Source organism: Chlorobaculum thiosulfatiphilum, from assembly GCF_006265165.1.
Classification (GTDB): Bacteria; Bacteroidota; Chlorobiia; order Chlorobiales; family Chlorobiaceae; genus Chlorobaculum; species Chlorobaculum thiosulfatiphilum.
The window spans coordinates 1-21,935 of the sequence record NZ_VDCH01000010.1 but is presented as its reverse complement, the minus strand read 5'-3'; the positions used below and the strand labels follow the sequence as shown (position 1 = coordinate 21,935).

The 21,935-nt window shown below is 57.7% G+C and carries 16 protein-coding genes; 5 read left to right on the top strand and 11 right to left on the bottom strand.

Going from position 1 to position 21,935, the window contains the following annotated elements; translation table 11 throughout:
- Positions 1-3: 3 nt before the first annotated feature.
- Together FGF66_RS06180 and FGF66_RS06175 are read right to left on the bottom strand one after the other, a co-directional pair.
- Positions 4-1,203, bottom strand: coding sequence for a THUMP-like domain-containing protein (locus FGF66_RS06180; RefSeq protein ID WP_139456806.1), 1,200 nt, complete (start codon positions 1,201-1,203; stop codon positions 4-6).
- Between the two features lie 155 nt (positions 1,204-1,358).
- Positions 1,359-3,047 (bottom strand): AMP-binding protein, encoded by a 1,689-nt coding sequence (locus tag FGF66_RS06175; protein ID WP_139456805.1) that lies wholly within the window; start codon positions 3,045-3,047, stop codon positions 1,359-1,361.
- 169 nt (positions 3,048-3,216) lie between these two features.
- On the opposite strand from FGF66_RS06175, the gene FGF66_RS06170 reads away from it, so the two are divergent.
- On the top strand, positions 3,217-3,912 hold the full coding sequence (locus tag FGF66_RS06170; protein ID WP_139456804.1) for a class I SAM-dependent methyltransferase: 696 nt from the start codon (positions 3,217-3,219) through the stop codon (positions 3,910-3,912).
- Between the two features lie 56 nt (positions 3,913-3,968).
- The gene (locus FGF66_RS06165; protein WP_170181246.1) at positions 3,969-4,148 is read left to right on the top strand and encodes a hypothetical protein; all 180 of its coding nucleotides are present in this window, start codon (positions 3,969-3,971) and stop codon (positions 4,146-4,148) included.
- Positions 4,149-4,318: 170 nt separating this feature from the next.
- Here FGF66_RS06165 and FGF66_RS06160 read toward each other — a convergent pair whose 3' ends face one another.
- From FGF66_RS06160 to FGF66_RS06140, 5 genes are all read right to left on the bottom strand, one after another.
- The gene (locus FGF66_RS06160) at positions 4,319-5,452 is read right to left on the bottom strand and encodes a Fic family protein (protein ID WP_139456802.1); all 1,134 of its coding nucleotides are present in this window, start codon (positions 5,450-5,452) and stop codon (positions 4,319-4,321) included.
- Positions 5,453-5,498: 46 nt separating this feature from the next.
- Complete coding sequence (locus FGF66_RS06155) at positions 5,499-5,984, bottom strand: CIA30 family protein (protein WP_139456801.1); 486 nt, start codon at positions 5,982-5,984, stop codon at positions 5,499-5,501.
- Between the two features lie 117 nt (positions 5,985-6,101).
- Positions 6,102-7,280: a pentapeptide repeat-containing protein gene (locus FGF66_RS06150; RefSeq protein WP_139456800.1), complete on the bottom strand. Its 1,179-nt coding sequence runs from the start codon at positions 7,278-7,280 to the stop codon at positions 6,102-6,104.
- Positions 7,281-7,322: 42 nt separating this feature from the next.
- Entirely contained in the window at positions 7,323-8,744 is a 1,422-nt protein-coding gene (gene mnmE, locus FGF66_RS06145; RefSeq protein WP_139456799.1) for a tRNA uridine-5-carboxymethylaminomethyl(34) synthesis GTPase MnmE, read from the bottom strand.
- Between the two features lie 21 nt (positions 8,745-8,765).
- Positions 8,766-9,437, bottom strand: a complete 672-nt coding sequence (locus FGF66_RS06140) for an SDR family oxidoreductase (RefSeq protein WP_139456798.1) — start codon at positions 9,435-9,437, stop codon at positions 8,766-8,768.
- Positions 9,438-9,787: 350 nt separating this feature from the next.
- On the opposite strand from FGF66_RS06140, the gene mazG reads away from it, so the two are divergent.
- Positions 9,788-10,600, top strand: a complete 813-nt coding sequence (mazG, locus tag FGF66_RS06135; protein WP_139456797.1) for a nucleoside triphosphate pyrophosphohydrolase — start codon at positions 9,788-9,790, stop codon at positions 10,598-10,600.
- Positions 10,601-10,837: 237 nt separating this feature from the next.
- On the opposite strand, the gene FGF66_RS06130 is transcribed toward mazG, so the two are convergent.
- The 4 genes from FGF66_RS06130 to FGF66_RS06115 all read right to left on the bottom strand — a co-directional run bounded on the left by FGF66_RS06130 (position 10,838) and on the right by FGF66_RS06115 (position 19,763).
- Positions 10,838-11,485, bottom strand: a complete 648-nt coding sequence (locus FGF66_RS06130) for an alpha/beta hydrolase (protein WP_139456796.1) — start codon at positions 11,483-11,485, stop codon at positions 10,838-10,840.
- A 106-nt stretch (positions 11,486-11,591) separates the two neighbouring features.
- Positions 11,592-14,918 (bottom strand): maltose alpha-D-glucosyltransferase, encoded by a 3,327-nt coding sequence (gene treS, locus FGF66_RS06125; RefSeq protein ID WP_139456795.1) that lies wholly within the window; start codon positions 14,916-14,918, stop codon positions 11,592-11,594.
- Positions 14,919-14,942: 24 nt separating this feature from the next.
- Entirely contained in the window at positions 14,943-16,943 is a 2,001-nt protein-coding gene (locus FGF66_RS06120; protein WP_139456794.1) for an alpha-1,4-glucan--maltose-1-phosphate maltosyltransferase, read from the bottom strand.
- Between the two features lie 225 nt (positions 16,944-17,168).
- Positions 17,169-19,763: a hypothetical protein gene (locus FGF66_RS06115; protein WP_139456793.1), complete on the bottom strand. Its 2,595-nt coding sequence runs from the start codon at positions 19,761-19,763 to the stop codon at positions 17,169-17,171.
- A 340-nt stretch (positions 19,764-20,103) separates the two neighbouring features.
- Here FGF66_RS06115 and prfB point away from each other — a divergent pair.
- A protein-coding gene (gene prfB, locus FGF66_RS06110; protein WP_211341983.1) for a peptide chain release factor 2 occupies positions 20,104-21,199 on the top strand; the annotation gives its coding sequence in 2 pieces (ribosomal slippage) (positions 20,104-20,172 and positions 20,174-21,199; 1,095 coding nt in all).
- 11 nt (positions 21,200-21,210) lie between these two features.
- A partial coding sequence (locus tag FGF66_RS06105; protein WP_139456791.1) for a metallophosphoesterase occupies positions 21,211-21,935 on the top strand: 725 nt, incomplete at its 3' end.

The window sequence follows — 21,935 nt, the reverse complement described above, 5'->3', positions numbered from 1 at the left end:
CCTTCACGCCTTGCGGCACGACAGCCAGACGAGGCCGCCCGTAGCATTTTTCGTGAAAAAGAGATAGCGCTCGCTGCTCTCACCGATTTTGTACCGCTTGCGCAGCTCCTCGACGGAGAGCGGAAAGTCGCGCCGCTGAACGGCGGCGTTCGTGATCCCCAACTCTGCAAGCTCCTTCCGAAAGCTCTTCGGTCTGAACGGGCGACACTCCTCGATCCGGAAACGCCTGCCGGGAAAGCGCTCGACCAACCGATCCGAGGTGAGGTAATCGACGGTGCGGTTCAGGAATTCGAGATGCAATTGACGCGCAAGCTCGCCGGTAAGCCGCGCCTTGATGATCGCCGCATCCGGCTCGTAAAGCCACGCGCCGGGCGTTTCCGCGACAACGCGAGCGGGAGGCTCGTCGCCAGAGGATGCGATCACGAACGGCTCGTCGCCGAGACACACCGCGCGGATGCCGGGCCTCTTTCCGGCGACATGCTCGCGGTCGAGCAACAGCAGCACCTCCTTGCACTCGCCATCGACCGACAGCACGATCACTTCGAAGAGTGACGGAAGCTGCGTTTCCAACCCGCTGATTTCGAGCGCGGGCGAGGCCTTGATGCAGACCCGTCGGGCCTTGCGGAGCATCAGGTCGTGCAGCAGCACCACGTTGGGACTCGACGCCACGAGCCCCGCCGAACGCCCGCCATGCTCACGCCGCGCCGGATCGACCAGGAGCCAGTCGAACGAATCGTCGGCATATCCCGCAAGCATCTCCTCGCTGTCGCCGATGCGCGTCTCGACGTTGGCGATTCCCATCGCGCGCCGGTTCGCCTCGGCCAGCCGCGCCAGCACCTTGTCCCGCTCGCACGACACAACCTCGTCGAAGCGGCGGGCGATAAAGAGCGTGTCGATGCCGAGGCCACCCGTCAGATCGATCGCCCGCCGCCCCGGCATGAGCGAAGCCTTCCACTCCGCCGCCCGCTCGCCCGAAGCCTGTTCGAGGCCGAGCCGAGTGTAGAGCAACGGAAAGCGCGACAGCGACGGCAGCTTTACGGCAGCCTTTTTGCGGCAGGCGATCTGCTCGGCCATCGCCCGCACCGGCAAGTCTCCCCGCCCGTGAAAGCGCAACGCAAACGCCGCCGGATCGTCACCGGCGTGAGCGTCGATCAGCGCAAGCACCTCTGGATCGCAGAGGCTGTGGAGTTCATCGAGGGTCATGGGGGGGAATAATCAGGAACTTCAGGGACTGCAAGAACAACAGTGTGAACACAGGAAAAACGCTCTTTTTCGTTGACCTTGTTGTCCATGAAGTCCTTACAGTCCTTTTTATTGGTTGTTTCTTCGTTGAATTCTCGCTTTGGTCATGCACTCTCTCAACTCCCCCCGCCATTGTGCCACTCCACCAGCACCCGGCGCAGCACCTTGCCTACTGCGGATTTCGGCAGCGAGTCGCAGTATTCGATGTGTTTCGGCACTTTGTAGGCGGCAAGCTCTTTGCGGCACCACGCCTTCAGCTCGGCGGGTTCGAAAGAACAGCCTTCGCGCAGCACGACCCACGCCTTGACCGCTTCGCCCTGGTAGCCGTCCGGCACTCCGGCCACGCCGGTTTCGAGCACCGAGGGGTGCTTTGCGATGACCTCCTCGACCTCTCGCGGCCATATCTGGAAGCCACTCGCCTTGATGACATCCTTCTTGCGATCCACCACGAACAGGTAGCCCTCCTCGTCGAGATAGCCGAGGTCGCCGGTGTGAATCCAGCCGTCTCGCAGCACCATGGCGGTTTCGGCGGGATTGTTCCAGTAGCCGCTCATGTTCTGCGGCGAGCGGATGAGAATCTCGCCGACCTCGCCCGGCGGCAGCACGTTATCGCACTTTTCGGCATCGACGATGCGGAGTTCGACATCGGTGCCGGGCAGGCCGACGGAACCGCTCTTTTTCAGGCCTCGCGCCGGTGAAAACACCGGAGCGGCCAGCGCCTCGGTCAGGCCGTACGCCTCGATGATGCAACCGCCGGTCAACTGCTCGAAGCGGTTCCGGGTTTCGAGATGCAGCGATGAAGCGCCGGAGACGATCAGCCGCAGGGAGCGCAACGCTTTCGGGTCGCGCCGAAGCCGGGGGTGCGCGGCCAGCGCGTTGAAGAGCGTCGGCACGCCCGGCAGCATCTCCACCTTGCGGCGCTTGATGGTCGCGATGAGCGCGCCAATGTCGCGAGGATCGGGCATGAGCACCATCGGCGAGCGGCGGATGAAACCGCTGGCCATGACCGCCACCTGCGCGAAAACATGAAAAAGCGGAAGGTTGAGCATGATGACGATCCGGCCTTTGCCAAGCGCGCTATCGAACCAGGCGTTGATCTGCATTCCGGTCATGACGAGCGCTTCGTGCCTGCCGACGACGCACTTCGGGTTGCCGGTGGTGCCGCCGGAAAAGAGGAAGAGCGCCGGGTCCGAGGGCGCGACCGTGAGCTTCGGCGCTTCGCTTCGCGCGTGACGCTCGATCACGTCGGCCATCGACGAGTCGCCCGGACGCAAAGCGATACGGTGGCCGCCCTGCCGCTCTTTCAGCACGGCGAAGAGCATCCGCTTGAGCGGCGGCAGATACTCTTTGATCGAGGTGGCGATCACCCGCTTCAGCGGCGTGTTCGAGCGGATATTGTTGATCTTTTCGTAAAACAGGGTCAGCACCACCGCCGTTTCGGCCTCGCTCTCGCGAATCGCGCGTTCGAGTTCCGGCTCCGTGTAGAGCGGATTGAGCAGCACCACGATGCCGCCCGCCTTCCAGATGCCGAACTCGGCCACGATCATCTGCGGCGAATTGGGCATCAGCACCGCCACCCGGTCGCCCTGGCCGACGCCTTGCGCTCGCAACGCCGAGGCGAACGCGCTGCTTTTCAGCTCGAGCTCGCGCCACGAAATCGCGCTTCCCATGAACAGAAAAGCGTCATCGCCAGGACGCTCCCGTGCGCTGTCACGAAGAAGATCGAGCATGGTGATCGCCGGATAGGGCGCGAGGGTATGCGGCACGCCATCATCGTAATGACTGAGCCAGGGCCGTTCGGACATAGAAGGGTTTTCCGGAAATTATCGAGCGACTCATGGAATCACCCGAATCCACGAGGTCGCAGAAAATATACGGCTTTCATCCCGATTCATCCCCGATGAGAGATGCGCTACATTTTTGTAATTTGCGCCTTCCGTCACAACGCAGGCCGATCATCCCGAATTTTTCATCATGAGTGCAGACCCGATCACGATCTTCCGCAAAACATGGGGAACCTATCAAAAAGTCATCAGCCACAACCTCATGTTTCACCGGGAGATAACGGCGGCGGTGGCCCAATTGCTCGCAGCCAAGCCTGGCCCCTTGCACCTGCTCGACCTCGGCTGCGGCGACGCCTCGCACCTCTCGAAAATCCTCCGGCCCGGCCAGCTCGCTGAATATTGCGGGTGCGATCTCTCGCCGTTCGCCCTCGACGAAGCCCGCAAAAGTCTCGAATCGTTCGGCGGCGTTTCGGTCAACCTGTGCTGCGAGGACATGCTCGCCGTTCTGCACCAAGCTCCCGCAAGCCATTTCGACATCATCTATTCCAGCTACGCCCTGCACCACCTGGCCACGGAGGAAAAGCAGGTGTTTTTCGACGAATGCCGCCGCGCCTTGCGCGACAACGGCTGCGTGATTCTTGTGGATGTCATGCGCGACGAAGGACAGGCGCGGCAGGAGTATCTCTACCGTTACAACCGGACGGTGCGGACGCAATGGGACGCGCTGAGCCTCGACGAACGGAACCAGGTGCAGGAGCACATCCGGAGCTGCGACTTCCCCGAAACCCCGTCCCTTCTCAAAACCCTTGCCCTGAGCGCAGGATTTACCAATTGCCGGAGACTGGAAAAGCAAAGCTGGCACGAGGCATGGTGCTTCGAGGAGTGAGCCGCGAAGGCTTGAGATTCGTCATCTCCATGACGGAGAATTCAGAACCGCTTGCCATGGACACGCCACCGGAGGCGCGCTACCGGCACGCCAAACGAACCGCGAAAAACAGGCGAAAAGCCACCAGCTTCAGCAGCGTTCCAGAGCTCGGCGGACTCACCAGACCCGCCTGGCTGAACCAGCACATCGTCTTCGGCTTCCACTTCGCGCTGCCATCTTTTTGGCGTCAACCGTGAGCTGATTCTCTCATACCTGAAAAAGAGCGCCAGCCCGGAAGGAGCACGCCGCACGACAGCGAGCTGCGCCTCGTGCCATTGAGGGGGGCGGCAGACCTCTCGGCAGAGAGGTGCTTCACAAGTATTTCTTTATCTTCGCCGCATCTTTAGTTAAGGAAAAGCGCCTTTCCTTAACTAATAAACAGATTAAGGTAACGATCAAAGACATACACCCGCCCCCGTTGCTGACCTGTAATCTCTCTCAGGATGCCCTTGCCGATCAATGTTCGAATCAAGGCATTGGCTGTTGGAGTACTGACATGAATTGCCTGCTCAAGATCAGCCGCGGAAACAATGGGCTTGCGATACAGCAGGTTTAACGCCTGCCGCGCTGTAGGAGCGCGCTTCCCCATTGAGAGCAATGAGTGTTCGACCTCGGTACGAAGTGCTAAAATCTGCCGAAAAACATCCCGTCCCTTCGTCGCTGTTTGAGCTACGCCATTGAGAAAAAACCGTACCCAGTGAATGAGGTCATTGCTGACTCTGACCTTCATGAGCGCATCATAATAGCTGGATCGATTTCGCTCGAAAAAATCTGAAAGGTACAGCGATGGCTTTGCAAGCAGACCCTGGCTGACCAGATAGAGAGGAATGAGCAGGCGTCCGATGCGGCCATTGCCGTCCAGAAAAGGATGAATCGTCTCAAACTGGTAATGGCTGATCGCAATCCGCACCAAGTGAGGCACGACGATTTGAGTATTATGCCAGAACTTTTCCAGATCACTCATCAACTCAGCTACGCCTTCCGGGTGAGGAGGAATAAAGGTCGCATCGCTCAGGCTGGAACCGCCGATCCAGTTCTGGCTGATTCTGAATTCACCCGGCTGCTTGCGTTCCCCGCGAACGCCATCCATCAAAATCGAATGGGTTTGCTTGAGCAAGCGATTGGACAGCGGCAGGGCATTCAGGGATTCAATGGCGGTGTTGACCGCCTCAATGTAATTCCGGACTTCACGCCAGTCATCCCTTTTTTCCGGAAGAATCTGCTCTTCAGGCAACAACGCCTCGTCGATACCGGTTCGGGTTCCCTCGATCTTGCTTGAAGTCTGTGCTTCCTTGACAACATGCATCTCGATAAAAAGGTCGATATCCGGGACAATCAGAGAAAATGCATTCAACTCGCCAAGAGCACGGGTCGCCTGCTCAAGCAGCGCGTTAATCGTCGGGTCTTCCCAGCTCCATTCATGATTGACCGGCGTCGGTTCAAAGCTTTTATACTGATAGCGGGTCTCCCATTGACCAGCTCTGAAAGATTCAAATTTCATAAAACGCCTCCCAATTTCAGTTTCCCATCCATGCTAACCCTTACACTCAATACGCCTCGATCCACTCAACCTCCAGCCGGAACACGCCCGCTTGCCTGTTGGAGATGAGCAGGCCGATCTGCGCGATGTTGGCGCTGTCAAGCGGCGGAACGTCGTCGAGCGTTCGGCCCCGGAAGGTTGGGGTGAAGCCCGCAAAGGGAAGCTCGATCTCCCGCCACTCGCCCGGCGCGGTGTCGAAGTCGGATTTATAGACGATGCCGTCGAAGCGGTCGTCGTTCCTGGCTCTGAAGCTGTAGCGCTTGCCGTCGCCCTTCGCCCGAATCCTGAAACCGTCGAAACCGGAGTAGTTCCGCCGCTCCAGCACCGTGCGCACCGATGCGAAACCCCCGGAGTTTTCGAGCGACAGATTCCCGGCAAACACCGCGGTTCCATCGGGATTCACCCGCATCGCGCTGTCCGACACCCCGCCCATCACGACATCATCGACATTCATCCAGTTTAGGCACGTGGTTCTGAAATCACAGACGAGCATGGTTGTTGTGATTGAAATGTTGTCAAATTGACCTAAGCGTACAGCCAAATTAAACGCTCGCTTTAGTATAACGACCCAAATGCTCCATACTAAAGGCTGCCTTTAGTATGAAACACGTTACCTGTCGCCTCGCTGACCGCCTTCCCGCTCTTGCAGAAATTTCAGCAGCTCATCGATTTTCCCTGTTTGCTCCTTGATCGTGCTGGCAATTTTCTCGTCGCCACTCTGCCGTTTCGCCTCCTCAACGACATCAAAAACAATGGGCCGAAGAAAGCCGAGCGAGAGCCGAAAAAGCCAAAAACAGGTAACCAAAAGCATCGGGACGGATACGAACAGTAAATAGAGAAGGATTGGTGTTCGTTCAAAATCTGCAACTGTGCTCTGCAAGGAGAGGACAATGATAAAGATGAACGGATGAAAGCAAAGAATTATGCGGAGCAGGATTGAGATGATTTTTGGTGCTATACCCTTTTCATACTTTGAAAGAATCCATGGAAACTGCCCGACCTTCATCGCAGAATCCCTGCTGGTCAAATATTTGGTTCCATCAAGAGCTGAGCCAAAAAAGATGCTGGTAAACATCATGAGTGTTGCCGAGATGATAATTGAGAGACCAGCGAAGGTGACGGCATCAATGGGGTCCTTGAGGATATTGAAAGGAACAGTGATCGTGTCACGATGGAGCACAAAAGACAACAGCGTGATGCCTGCGAAAAGAAGTGAGATTGAGTGCAATCGCCGTGCATGTTTGAGGTTATCGAGAACAGCCTCCACGCTTGAACCCTGCATCGAATCGCCCTCCGGGGCCATATTCATCAAGGCGGCAGTTTTCGTCCCGTGAGAGTAAATGCCATTTACACCTCGGGTAATACTTTTTGCGCCGCGTAACTTGGTGTTTGAATCAATAACAGCGCCGCTCAGTGTAGCACCTTTCAGATCAGCACCTTTCAGATTGGCCCACGAGAGTTTGGCATTTGTGAGATCGGCGTTTTTCAAATCGGCTTTTTTGAGTTGGGCAAACCAGAAATTTGTGCTTGTGAGATTGGCGCTTTTGAAATCGGCTCTTTCGAGCTTAGCTGTTGCAAGGTACGCGCCTCTGAGCATTGCTTCACTGAGGTTGGCACCAGTGAAATCGGCATATGATAAATAGGCGTCTGTGAGATCAATCCCCGATAAATCAGTACCTCTGAGATCGGCACCTGAGATATCAATCTTTACATCAGGGTTTGTATTTCTCCATTTATTCCACGATACAGTCCCTTGCTTCAGAATTATTAGTTGCTCTTCATTCGCCATAGCTCATTTCCCTTTTGAAATTGTTTCTCACCTTCTCCCCCCTCACTTCCCGATACAAAACTTGTCAAAAATCGTATTCAGCACCTCTTCGTTCACCACCTTTCCGGTGATTTCGCCGACGTAGTCGAGGGCGCTACGGAGTTCGAAGGCGATGAGTTCGGTTTCGGACTCTTGGGCGATGAGTTCGAGGGCGTTTTGCAGGGCGTCCGAGGCGTTGCGCAGCGCTTCGTAGTGGCGGAGGCTGGTGACGAGCACGCTCGCTTCGTGCAGTTTGTCGAGGTCTTTTACCAATGCGCCCATGTGCTGCTTGAGCGCGGAGATGCCGTCGCCCTTGAGCGCGGAGATGCCGATGACTTCGGTGCCGGTGCCGTCGGTGATGGCGCGGATGAGGTCGCCCGAGTTGGCGGCGCGGTCGAGCTTGTTGGCGATGGCGAGGAACTTCGCGTCGGGATGGGTCGCCTTCAGCTCGCTGATTTCGGCGATCTCGTCGTCGAGCCGCTCCGCGCCGAGGTCGAAGAGGTAGAGAATCAGGTCGGCTTCGGCCATCTTCATGCGGCTGCGGCGGATGCCTTCGTGCTCGATCTCCTCGCCCGCTTCGCGCAGACCGGCGGTGTCGGTGAGGCGAAACATCGTTTTGTCGTGGATGAAGCACTCCTCGATGTAGTCGCGGGTCGTGCCGGGCATGTGGCTGACGATGGCGCGTTCCTGGCCGAGTAACGTGTTGAGTAGCGTGGACTTACCGGCGTTCGGTTTTCCGGCGATGACCGTCGAGACCCCCTCGCTGACGAGCCGCCCGTGCTGGTAGGAGTCGATGAGCTGGCTCACCTCGCGCTGGAGCGCTTCGATTTGCGCGGTCAGTTCGGCGCGACTCTGGAACTCGACCTCCTCCTCGCCGAAGTCGAGTTCGAGTTCGATGAGAGCGCAGGAGCGGATGAGCTGCTCGCGCAGGTCGCCGAGCTTTTTCGACAGGTCGCCCTTCATCTGGCTCACCGCCGTGCGGTAGGCCGATTCGGTGCGGGCGTGGATCATCTCGCCAATCGCCTCGGCCTGCAACAGATCGATGCGCCCGTTGAGGAAGGCGCGGCGGGTGAACTCGCCCGGTTCGGCGAGGCGGCAGCCGTGGTCGAGCATGAGCCGCAGCACGCGCCCCACCACCACCGGCCCGCCGTGGCAGGTAAACTCCACCATCTCCTCGGCGGTGAACGAACGCGGCGAGCGGAAAACGAGCGCGATCACCTCGTCCACCATCTCCTCGCCGTCGTGGAGCCGCCCGAAGTGCGCGGTGTAACCGGCGGCATCGGCGAGTTTGCCGTCGCCGTGCGCCTTGCAGAACACGCTGTCGGCGATGGCGAGCACCCCCGCGCCGCTGATGCGCACGATGGCGAGAGCCCCGACGCCGACCGGCGTAGCAATGGCGGCGATGGGGTGGCCGGGGATAGGCAAGTGAAGTTCGGAGGATGACATAAGTCGATACGAGGTTATGAGTTACAATGGCCGGACGGTCAGTTCGTCGGGCAACATGCCGTCGGGCAGCTCGACCAGCGAAACGATCAGCCGCGCCAGATCGCCTGGCTGCATGAACTTTTTCGGCTCGATTCCGGCATGGTCGAAAAATTCGGTCTCGACCGAACCGGGATTGATGCACGACACGCGAATACCGAAGCTGCGCAGCTCCTCCATGAGCGATTCGGAGAAGCCGTTGACCGCGAACTTGGAGGCGCAGTAGGCCGTGCCGCCCTTGATGCCGCGCTTGCCCGCCACCGAGCCGACGTTGACGATCATGCCGCTCCGTGCGGCCTTCATCGATGGCGCGACCTTGCGCGAGCAGAGGAACATCGCCGTCAGATTGGTATCGATGAGCCGCCGCCACTCCGCCGGATCGATCAGCTCGATGTCGCGGAAAAAGCCGAAACCTGCGTCGTTGACGAGCAGATCGACGCGCCCGCGCTCGGCAAACACGGCATCGAACGCCCGGTCGATCTCGGCTTCGCGAGTCACATCGGTCTGTAACCAGCGGAAGCGCGTGTGCGCGATTGGCGTCTCGCGGCGACTGAGGCCGAACACCGAGGCTCCCGCATCGAGCAAAGCGCGGCAGACGGCAAGGCCGATGCCGGAACTCGATCCGGTCACGACGGCGGTTTTCTCTGCGAGGTTCATGGGATGGTGATGGTTATGCCTGCGGCTGATTCAAAAGAGATTCACAACAGCATGTTGGTCTTGCGTTTTGTTGTCATTCTGAACGGAGTGAAGAATCCAGTTTTTTTTCGAGATAACCTGATAACTGAATGATTTAATAGATTTTACGAAACGCCTCTGGATTCTTCGCCCGACTGCGCCGGACTCAGAATGACAGGAAAAACAAAAGAGACCGCACAAAAAAAGAATTGGTCTTTCCTTTCGAGACAGCCTCCTGCCGAATATTGACAAAGCGTGTTCGTCATTTCAATAGTACGGATTCTGCACACGAAAGAGTAACTTTGGGTGCATCGCAACAAGCCCCCGTCATCATGAAAGAACAGCAATCCATCGACGCCCTCAAAAAGTCCATCCTTAACCATAACGCCGTCACGCCTGCCGAACATTTCGAGCGGGTGGTGAATCTCGTCAAGGTGCTGCGCTCCGAGTGCCCGTGGGATCGCAAGCAGACGCCAGAGTCGCTGGCGCACCTCTTGCTCGAAGAGAGCTACGAGCTGGTGTACGCCATCGACTCCGGCGACGACCCGGAGCTGAAAAAGGAGCTGGGCGACCTCTTTCTGCACGTCTGCTTTCAGGTGCTGCTGGCCGACGAGGCGGGGAAGTTCACCTTCATCGAGGTGTTCGAGGCGCTCTGCCACAAGCTCATCAGCCGTCACCCGCACGTGTTCGGCAGCGCGAAGGCCGACACCGAAGAGGAGGTGCTCGGCAACTGGGAGAGTCTCAAGATGAAGGAGGGGCGCGCGAGCCTGCTCGATGGTGTGCCGAAGGCGATGTCGGAGCTGCTGCGGGCCTATCGGGTGCAGAAGAAGGTGGCTGGCGTCGGCTTCGACTGGCCAAGCGACGAGGGGGTGCTCGACAAGCTCACCGAGGAGATCGGCGAGCTGCGCAACGCGGCCAGCAAAGAGGAGCGTGAGGAGGAGTTCGGCGACCTGCTTTTCACCATCGTCAACTACAGCCGCTTCATCGACACAAATCCGGAAGACGCCCTGCGCAAGGCGACCAACAAGTTCATGGGGCGGTTCCGCAAAGTCGAGAAGTCGGTGCTGGCGTCAGGCCGGTGCTGGCAGGAGTTCTCCGCCGAAGAGCTGGACGGGCTGTGGAACGAGGCGAAAAAGGGACGCTGAGCTAATCTGGATTCCAGCCGATGCGTCAAACAACAATGATGAGGCGGTCTCAAAAGCAATCCACAACAGTAAAGCAAGTCTGCATTTGATGGTCATTCTGAACGAAGTGAAGAATCCAGTTTCTTTGAAGCCACCAGATAACAGAATAATGTAAAAAGCGTTACAAACTTTTCTGGATTCTTCCCCCGACTGCGTCGGACTCAGAATGACACCAGAAGCAAACGGAACACGTTCAACTCAGACGAACTCCATCCCTGCCAGAAACCTCCCCGCTGCCTCAAAATACTCGCCGGTCGGGCCGTGCCCACCGTGGAAAAGCGTCACCGCCGGATCGATGCCAGTCTCTCGCAACCGGATAATGTCGGCCTCAAAGCGCTTCTGCGGATAAAGGCGGTCGTGGTCGCCGCGGGCGAGATGCGCGGCTCGCATCCGCGCGAGATCGTCGAGTTCCGGCGGGATGTCGCCACCGAGAAGCATCACGCCTGACACAGCGTGACGACCGATCAGCGCCGCGCGGCTGGCCATTCCCGCGCCTTGCGAGAAACCGTGCAGCACGAGGCGGCCATCGAACGGCAGCTCCGCCGTCACGCGCCCGATGACGGCATCGGCGTAACGCACGTTTTCGGCGATGCGCCGTTCGCGGTCGCGCCGGGTCATCCAGCTCGCGCCGGGCTGGCCTTTGGCGTTGATGAAGGGGTGCAGCGCTTCGATGGAGCAAAGCGCGAAGCGTTCCGAACCGGGAATCTGCCGGAGCATTGCAAGCTCGTCTTCGGCGGTCTGGCCGTAGCCGTGGAATCCGGCGAGCAGCGAAAAGGGAGCGTGGCCGTCCGGCGCTTCGACGAGGTAGCGCCCGCTGATCGTTGTTTCGAGATGGTGTTCAATCATATCATGCAAATTCTGACCGGCCTCGACATCGGAATCAAAAACAGCAAAAAAAAACGCCGGTCTGTCAGATGAACGCGACAGACCGGCGAAAAATGGGCAAAAAAGCTCAGTTTTTGATGAGGCGAAGGATGCCGTTCATCGGAATCGGGAGCCACTCGGGGCGATTGTTCAGCTCGTAGTTGAGTTCGTAGATCGCCTTGTTCATCAGGTAACTGCGCAGGAGCAACTCGCGCTGGCGAGCCTCTTTGGGAATCAGCCCCGCGCCTTCGGTGTTTTGCGTGTACACGTCGATGAAGTGCTGGCCAACGTAGTGGCTCCAGAGCTCGGCCCACGGTTCGAGCGCCTTGCGGTCTTCGGGCCGGATCGACTGGTTCTGCATCAGCACGTTGAATGCCGCGTAGTCGAACGAGCGCAGCATTCCGGCCAGGTCGCGGTAAACCGAGCGCTTGATCTTGCGCTCCGAAAGCGAGCGGGCGGGTTCGCCCTCGAAATCGAGAATCACGAAGTCGTTGCCGGTGTAGAGCACCTGGCCCAGATGATAGTCGCCGTGAATCCTGATCTTGACCGTGTCGATCTTCTCGTGGCGGATTGTATCGAACTGTTTGAGAATCTCCTTTTCCCGGTCGAGCAGCTCTTCGGCAAGCGGGCGAGCCTCCTTCGGCACGGCCTTCATCGATTCGCGCAGGAAGATCATGCCACGCTTGACCTTGTCGGTCATCGCCTGGTAGATCGAGCGCTGGTAGAGCGTCGTGAAGGGCTCGGGCGAAAATGCCGGATCGGTGTCGATCGAGGCAAGGGCGCTGTGCATCTCCGCCGTGCGCTCGGCAAGTTTGCCGACCATGTGGAGGTAGAACTCGCCGACCAGCTCGCGCATGATCCCCGGCATCTGGTTTGCCATCTCCGAGCGCGGTGGCAGCGCGGGCGGCAGGTTCCCCTGCGCACGGTGCGAGAGCACATCTTCGAAATAGCGCTGCACATGGTCGAGGCTCAGTTGCCAGCCGTCGCACTCGTTCGGCACGAAGTTTTGCAGAATGCCCAGCGAGCAGCGCTCCCGGTAGCTTTTGCCGTAGTCGAACGAGCCGAGATAGACCGGAATGTTGCGGTACGCCGTCTGATCGGTCAGCACACGGGAGATTTCGATCTCCGGCGCCATGCCTGAGTCGATCTTCCGGTAGAGCTTCAGGCAGAGCTCTTCGCCGTACCGGATCGAGGTGTTGCTCTGCTCCAGCCCCATCAGGTGCGATGCGGGCTGCTCCTCTCCGGCCTTCGCCGCATAGCAGGCTTCGAGCATCTTGCCGGCATCCGCAGTGATTTTTCCGGCGGCTCCCGCCCAGCTCTCAGAGTGAAGGATCAGCTCAAGCACTCGCGCGCGGAACGAGGCGTCGAACGAGGCGTCGATCAGAAATCCCTCGACGCCGTCAAGCTCGATGCGGGCGATGGCGTGACGCTGGAACGCTTCGTCCGCAAAAGCCGCCTTGTCGGCCGGAACGAAGGTCAGCGGAAGCTGGTAGCGCTCGTTCTCGCCGCTCGGGTAGTGCACTTCGGTGATCGCGAACGCGGTGTTTTGCAGCCCCGCGACCGGCACGGTATCGTTCACGCGGATGCGGATGATGTTTCGCGCCTTTCCGCCGAACCAGCGGGCGCTCTTGTAGTAGGGCGGCAACAGCGCGGTTTCGAGCTTGTCGAGGCTGCGGCCAACGAAAAGCTCCGGCCAACTCGCGGCGCGAAGGGCGGCCTTTTCGAGCAAGGCGCATCGGTCGGCGGGCGCCTCTTCGCGGATCAGGCGCAGCCAGAAGTAGCCGTATGGTCCAAGCGCGACCATGTATGGCTCCGTCCGCACCTTCGGGAAGCGGTTCATGCTGAACACCTCTTCGGGGACGCATCCCTCGTAGGCCGACAGATCGACGCTGACCGCCTGGGCATTGCGCGACAGGTTGATGACCGTCAGGATGGTTTCATCCTCATAGCTGCGGATAAACATCAGCACCTTGGGATTTCTGGCCTTCAGGAACTCGATGCCGCCCCGGCTGAACGCCTTGAAACGGCGGGCGGTGGCGATGGTGTGGCGCATCCACCAGAGCAGCGAGTTTGAGTTCGATTCCTGCACCTCGACGTTGATCGCCTCGTAGTGGTACTCGGGATCGATGATCACCGGCAGGAGCAGCTTCTGCGGATTGGCGCGCGAAAAGCCCGCGTTGCGGTCGGCGTTCCACTGCATCGGGGTGCGTACGCCGTCGCGGTCGCCGAGGTAGTAGTTGTCGCCCATGCCGATTTCGTCGCCGTAGTAGAGCACCGGCGTGCCAGGCAGCGAGAGCAGCATGATGTTCATCAGCTCGATGCGGCGGCGGTCGTTGGACATCAGCGGCGCCAGGCGGCGGCGGATGCCGAGGTTGATGCGCGCCCGCTGGTCGTGGGCGTAGATGCGGCGCATGTAGTCGCGCTCCTCATCGGTCACCATTTCAAGCGTCAGCTCGTCGTGGTTGCGCAGGAAGGAGGCCCACTGGCAGGCTTCGGGAATCTCCGGCGTCTGGGCGAGAATGTCGATGATCGGGAAGCGATCCTCGGTGGCCAGCGCCATGTACATGCGCGGCATGAGCGGGAAGTGGAAGTTCATGTGGCACATGTCCCCCTTGCCGAGATAGGCGGCGGAGTCCTCCGGCCACTGGTTCGCTTCGGCCAAGAGCATCCGGTTCGGGTACTTCTCGTCCACGTAGGTTCGCAGCTTGCGCAGGAACTCGAAGGTCGGCGGCAGGTTCTCGCAGTTGGTGCCTTCGGCCTCGTAGAGGTAGGGCACGGCGTCGAGCCGCAGGCCGTCCACGCCCATGCCGAGCCAGAAGTCGAGCACGTCGAGGAGCGCCTGGTGCACGGCGGGATTCTCGAAGTTCAGGTCGGGCTGGTGGTGGAAAAAGCGGTGCCAGTAGTACTGCCCGGCCACCGGATCCCACGTCCAGTTCGACGCCTCGAAATCCTGGAAGATGATGCGGGTCTCGCCGTATTTTTTGTCGTCGTCGTTCCAGACGTAAAAGTCGCGCTCCGGCGATCCTTTCGGAGCCTTGCGGGCCTTTTTGAACCACTCGTGCTGGTCGGAGGTGTGGTTCACCACCAGCTCGGTAATCACCTTGATGCCGCGCCGGTGCGCCTCTTCGAGGAAATCGCGAAAATCCTCGATGGTTCCGTAATCGGGGTTGACCGATGTATAATCGGCAATATCGTAGCCGTCGTCACGCAGCGGCGAGGGGTAGAAGGGCAGAATCCAGATCGCCGTCACCCCGAGGCTTTCGAGGTAGCCGAGGCGGCTCGTGAGGCCGCGAAAATCGCCGATACCGTCGTTATTGCTGTCGCAAAAGGTCTTGACATGCAGTTCGTAAATGATGGCGTCCTTGTACCAGAGAGGCTCCGGCTGATAGCTTTTTACAGCTTTACGTGTTGGCATTGGTGCTTGAAAAATGAGTGTAGATTATGATGGCAGATTGACCCTGAAAATGTGCGCGGGCATCTGGTGCGGATTCAGCTCGACGTAGTTCCACTCGCCGTTCCACTCGTAGGTGCGGCCTGAAATCAGGTCTTCGACCGTGAAGCGCTCGGTGTGCGGCAACCCGAACTTTTCGAGCGGAAAGCGCAGCCAGCCGCCGCGCGTGTTCCTGTCGTCGAGCGTGACCACCGTGAGGATGACGTTCTCGCCGTCGGGCGAGCACTTGACGTAACCGATAAGCTGGTCGTGCTCCTGGCCCCGCGACACGTCGATCGTCACGAAGGTGATGTCGCTGGTCTGCTGGAGCGCCGGATTGTTGTGGCGGATGCGATTGACCATCGCGATTTCGGAGCGGATGTTGCCTGGGCGGTCGAGCTCCCACTGCTTGATTTCGTACTTCTCCGAATCGATGTACTCCTCCTTGCCGGGGAACGGCGCATGTTCGCACAGCTCGTAGGCCGGGCCGTACATGCCGTAGTTCGACGAAAGCGTGGCGGCGAGCACGAAGCGAATGATGAAGCGAGCGCGGCTGCCGCCCTGCAACTCCTCGTGCAGAATATCGGGCGTGTTGGGCCAGAAGTTCGGACGCATGTACTCCCGCAGCTCGGTCTGGGTCAGCTCGGTCAGGTACTCCTGAAGCTCGTACTTCGTATTACGCCAGGTGAAGTAGGTATAAGAATGGGTGTAGCCCCCCTTGGCCAAGCGCGCCATCAGCTTCGGGCGGGTAAACGCCTCGGCGAGGAACATCGTGTCGGGATGCTCTTCGCGGATCGAGCCGAGCACCCACTCCCAAAAGGCGAAGCCCTTGGTGTGCGGATTATCGACTCGGAAAATCTTCACGCCTTTATCGATCCAGAAGAGGAATACGTCGCGCAGGGCGATCCAGAGGTTCTGCCAGTCCGCCGACTCGAAGTCGATGGGAAGAATGTCCTCGTAGCGCTTGGGCGGATTTTCGGCAAACTGTACCGTGCCGTCGGGACGCCAGCGGAACCACTGCGGATGCTCCTTGACCCACGGATGGTCGGGCGAACACTGGAAGGCGATGTCGAGCGCCACCGAAATGCCGTGCTTCTCGGCCTCCCGCACGAACGCCTCGAACTCCTCCATCGTGCCGAGTTCGGGGTGCACCGAGGTGTGGCCGCCGTCAGCGCTGCCGATCGCCCAGCAGCTTCCCGGATCCTCCGGCCCGGCGACGAGCGCGTTGTTCTTGCCCTTGCGCTTCGTCACGCCGATGGGGTGGATCGGCGGCAGGTAGAGCACGTCGAAGCCCATCAGGGCGATGCGCGGCAACAGCTTCATGCAGTCGCGGAAGGTGCCGTGCCGGCCCGGTTCCTCAGCCCACGAGCGGGGAAAGAGTTCGTACCAAGTGCTGAACCCGGCCTTTTTCTGGTCGATCTGGAGCAGCAGAATCTTGTCGTACAGCGTCGCCATCGCTTTTTCGGGGGCGCGTCGCATGGCTGCCGCAAGTCCTTCGCCGAGCGCCGCCTCGCTCGCGCCTACCGTGAGCAGGCCGACATAGTGATGCAGCGTCCCGGCATCCTCGTCCGCCGCGCGAGCCGCGCCAAGCTCGACGAGCGTCGCGCCGATGCGCAGGTCGAGCGACACATCCTGCCCCGCGTCAAGCTTTTTGCGCAACCCCTTGCGCCAGGTCTCGAAATGATCGACCCACGCCCGGACGGTATATTCGTACATCCCCGGCGCGCCAACCCCGAACGCCGACGACCAGCGGTCGTTGCCGAGGTGCGTCATCGGCGAGGCGCTCCACTCCGCGTCGCCCTTCCGGCGATAGAGCAGCTCGGCCACGATGGTGTCCGCGCCATCGGTGAAAATATCGGCTTCCGCCGTCATTCGCTCGCCCTCGACTCTCTTGACGGGAAAGCGCCCGCCGTCGATTTCAGGGAAAACACGGTCGATCACGACACGCCGACGTCCGTCAAAGGGGCGATCTGGACGGATCGGGGCAGGCAAGAGAAACTCTGGTTTCATAGGCGGTAATGAGTGGAACTTCGGATAGAACCTCCGGAGGCCGGAAGCCAGCCAACTGGATGCCGGCTCTCCCTCTCTGTTGAATGAACCAGAAAGAGCGAAAATAACCGCGTTTTGCATCCATGAATCGGCAGCTCAAAATACAAAATCCCCACGTTTTTCATGGGGATCGTGTACAGATAAAGGCCAGGCTGTATCCATGACTGGTCAGGCGCCCCAAATTCGCTACGTTCGCAGTGTTTTTCTGATATAAAAGAAATAGATAAGCTCCCAGAGCAACACGCTCAGGTAAATCACCAGCGCACTTAAGCCAAAAAAGACGGTGATGTTCGTGACAAGATTTCCAAACAGGTTATACGGAAAGATGGGTTGTTCGCTAAACCACAAACGCAATACACTTATCAGGCCCTCCCATCCGGTGTTAACAATTGAGTTCCGGGGTAAATAGCTTCCGGTCAACCACCCAAGCCACGCCAACAATAAAGCCGCGCCAACAAACCGCGCCAGCCATCTCCCTAAAAATTGGACCCAGACAAGCTTGTCTTCATGTGTCTGAATGCGAAGATAGATATTGTCATTTTCGCAAACCCCCTTGGGGCCTTCAGCCTGCACGACCAGGATGCGACGCCACTTGACTGCTACAGAAAGCAATAATGAAAAGAGGCCTTTGGAAAACAGATTTTCAAGGAAAATACGCAGTGTCGATTTATTGATGTTCTCCGGGTTTCTCCTTTGCATGAAAAATTTACTGAAGCCGGGCGTGACCCACAGGTACAGCGTTATCAGAAGCCACAAGACGCCACTGAACATATGTTTGTTGAACATGCTGTTCATCGAATAGGTTATCAGCAGCGACGTGATCAGTGACACCATCAGCGGAATCCGGAAATAGGCCCAAAGAAATCCTTGCTTTTTTGCATTTTTCTTCAATCTGAACTCTTTACTGGTCAAGTCAACTGAAGACTCACTATCATCTATGATCTGTTCCAGTATCCCCTTGAACAGATCATCATCCTCCCAGTACATATTATGAGCAAGCCCTGGGACGCCGTAACGTTGATAGACGATATCGCTCTTTTCAGGGTTGCTGAAAATATGTCCGTAAACATCTGTCTTTCTTGACATATCAAGATGATGGCCTACAGGGTCTTGTTCGTCGCAGAAATTGTAATGTTTTATTTTATCGTCGCTATCGGATGGAAAGTCATATTGACCAATTCCAAAATTTTTGTCATACTCCTTGTACAGTCCAAGGTGTTTGTAATTCTGACGCCACAGCGCGATATACTTGTCTATCGGCGAACCGATCGTAATGAAATTCCGAACACAATTTTTCCAAAGCAGAAACGGGATTGAGGAGCTTACAGCGGAATTTATTTTCGGAGGTTCTTTTGTGTCTTCCTGTACGAAAAATTGTGCTCTGTCACAATCCTCTCTTTCGCAATCCGTTACGGAAAAACCTTTGAGAAAGCTGTCCCAATAGGAATCACGAAAGTCCCTGAAGTTTTTATAGATTTCTTGAGCGAATATCAAAGGATCGTTTTTGATTCCGTCGAATATCGCCCTGATTCTTTCACCTAAAGCGACATCATCTTTGACACATGCTTGCTTCGCGAATTTTATGATATCATCCTGATCGGGTGTTTTCTGCGTTTCCAGTGCGTTGGCAATGCGCTCAATGACAGCGTTATCTCCAGCTTTACGCCACTGGTCAACCAGATGCTCGCCCCTCAGCAACTGGAAAAGTGATGTACGCTCGTTGTCGATCCGCTCTTCGGAAAAACCATTTCTTCTCAAGCATGCGTCTAACATCTCGAAAATATCGCTAAAGTGCTTCTTGATAAAGTCGTACACCGCCATCTCGATGAGACGACCATCTACATCTTTGACAAAGCGTTCAAGCTGGCCGACGTGCTTTCCCCATACACCATTTTCCTCCTTTGACGGCTGCCTGTAGCCGAAAAAGGGAAAACTCGAAACAAACTCGATACTTTCACTCGACGCTTCCCGGACTTCACGTTTCGCGTGGGCATAAACCAGCGCGTCGAAACACATGATGCTTCCAAGGCTGTGAGCGATGACGGTAATCTCCGGCTTTTGGTAAGGTTCTGCGTGAAGCGCTTCGTGATTGAGACGGCTTACCTGTAATTCGCGTTTTCGCCAGTCAAGAAAATCATAGAACATGAGCTTGGTGAGCGTCGCATGAAAATGGCGTACTGACTCCCCGCGTGTTCTGGCGTAATCTCCATACAGGTGAACATCGCCCATATAGTCGTTCGCGACGTATTTCACCTGTGGAGAAAACTTGAACGCAAGCATTTTTTTCAGTGGCACCGCCACCCTCGCAATCGAGTCAAGCATTGGTTCAGCCCACCTCGGCAGCCACCCTTCAGGAGTGATCGCTTTGTCCTGGAGACGATCGAGCATGGCTTTCGACCATACCTCCAGATCGGATGCGAAATCCTCTTGGTGGCGCTGAAGAATATCCTGCCAGTGCATCTCGACAAACCGGAAATTCTCCCCGGCGGTCTTTGTTGGCGGCGCACCGTCGAAATCCTCTTTGAGATCATCGAGACGAACAGGAATACCTCTGAATTCAGACCATCCAAGCTTCTCTGTCTCCGACCTCACCGATTGCGATGAAAGCGAAGCGGGAATGACAAATTCGTAAGTATTTTTGCTGTGCTTTTGCCGCACCTCGGCAAAGCGTTGTACGACAGACGGAATGGTGGTATTGAGCTTCTGATCACCGATACCATGCGCGACAACGACATAGTGCCGGGACGCTTTTGGTCTGTTGATGCGTTTTGAGTTCAGCATAGTAGTACAATATCCAAAGGGTTTGATACTTCTGAACAAAACAACAGAATCAATGACCTATGGCCTCAGGCCTGCGGTAGGTGGACAATATGCTGCCTTTTGAGCCTTATGTCGCAGATACGGGTCATCTGCTGTGATGGAAATTTAGCGAACAATTCGGGGTTTGGCAACCATAGGTATTTTAGAGGATATGATGCCATGTTAACCCGCGGTGCAATAATTCGATAGCCACCAGCGATCAGCCCCATTAAAAACTTCCGTGCGACTGACTTTTGTTTTGATGGGAAAAAATGATTCTTTTCGTGAGCAAAGTTTCAACCAAATTCTGACTTTTACGACCATGTTCGACCCAGAAAAAGATCGCCTGCACGCCATTGAGCACCGCCTGAACCAGTTACGGGGGTATCTTTAACATCGATGAACGCAAAGAAAAAGTAAGCGACCTGGAGAAAATTTCGTCAGCGCCCGATTTCTGGAACGACCAGAAAGCGGCCAACGCCCTCATCAAGGAGCTGAAGGAGCACAAATCCTGGGTCGAGGAGTTCGATCTGCTCAGCGCCGCCGCCCGCAATGCTGGCGAGGAGATCGAGATCGCCACGGAACTCGAAGACGAATCGCTCGTCACCGACCTCGACGCCACGCTCGACCGGATCGAAGAGGAGATCGGCAAGCTGGAGTTCCGCAACATGCTCTCCGGCAAGGATGACGCGGGCAACGCCATGATCATCATCCACGCGGGCGCGGGCGGCACCGAGGCGCAGGACTGGGCCGAGATGCTCTACCGCATGTACATGCGCTGGGCCGAGCGCAAAGGGTTCAAGGTCTTCACCGACGACTACCAGGAGGGCGAAGGTGCTGGCATCAAAACCGCAACGCTCGAAATTATAGGCCCTTACGCCTACGGCTACCTCAAGGCTGAGAACGGCGTACACCGGCTCGTCAGGGTCTCGCCCTACGACTCCAACGCCCGCCGCCACACCTCGTTCGCCAGCGTCTTCACCTACCCCGAAGCGCCGCCCGACGTCGAGATCGAAGTGCGCAAGGAGGATCTCGAACTCTCCACCTTCCGCAGCGGCGGCAAGGGGGGACAGAACGTCAACAAGGTCGAAACCGCCGTGCGCATCAAGCACATCCCGTCAGGCATCGTGGTGGGCTGTCAGGAGGAGCGCTCGCAGTTCCAGAACCGGGAACGCGCCATGAAGATGCTCATGGCCCAGCTCTACCAGCGCAAGCGCGAAGAGGAGGAGGCGCAGAAACGCGAGATCGAAGGCAAGAAGAAGAAGATCGAGTGGGGAAGCCAGATTCGCAGTTACGTGCTCGATGACCGGCGCATCAAGGATCACCGCACCAACTACGAGCGCTTTGACGTAGAAAACGTGCTCGATGGCGACCTCGACGAATACATCAAGCGCTACCTCTCCGAATTCGGCGACTGATCGAAAAGATCATGAGCGAGAAGGCACGCGACGCGCTCCGGTTCGGCATCGTCACCGACATTCACTACAACCCCGAAACCGAGACCGGCGAGCAGACGAAAGCCGGTCTCGAACGGTGTATTGAAAAGTGGACGCGCGAAGGCGCTGAATTCGTCATCCAGCTCGGCGACCTCATCAGCCGCCAAGGCCCCGAAACCGAGAAGGACCTCATCGCCGTGCGCGACATGCTCGCCCGCTTCCCCGGCAAGGTCTATCACGTAGCCGGCAACCACTGCCTCGCCGTTCCGCCCAAGCGATACCGCGAGATCATGGGCCTCGACAGCCTCTACTACACCTTCGCCTCGCACGGCACTCGCTTCATCGTGCTCGACGGCATGGAGGTCTCCGCCATCAACGAACCTCAAACCGAAGCCGACCGCCACCTTTTAGAATACTACCGAGACGTCGTCAACGCCCCCTTCTACTGCGGAGCCATCGGCAGCCAACAACTCGAATGGCTCGTGAGTGAACTAGACCTCGCCCTGAAAAACGAAGAGCAAGTCATCATCCTCAGCCATCTCCCGCTCCTCAAAGAAACCACCGACGAAAAACACGGCCTGTTGTGGAATCACGAAGAAGTTGTTGCTATTCTGTTGCGCTATCCGAATGTCCGCGCCGTGCTGAGCGGACACTACCACTCCGCCGCGCAGGTGGTGCGGGGTGGGATTGAGTTTGTGGGGGTGGCGGCGTTTGGGGG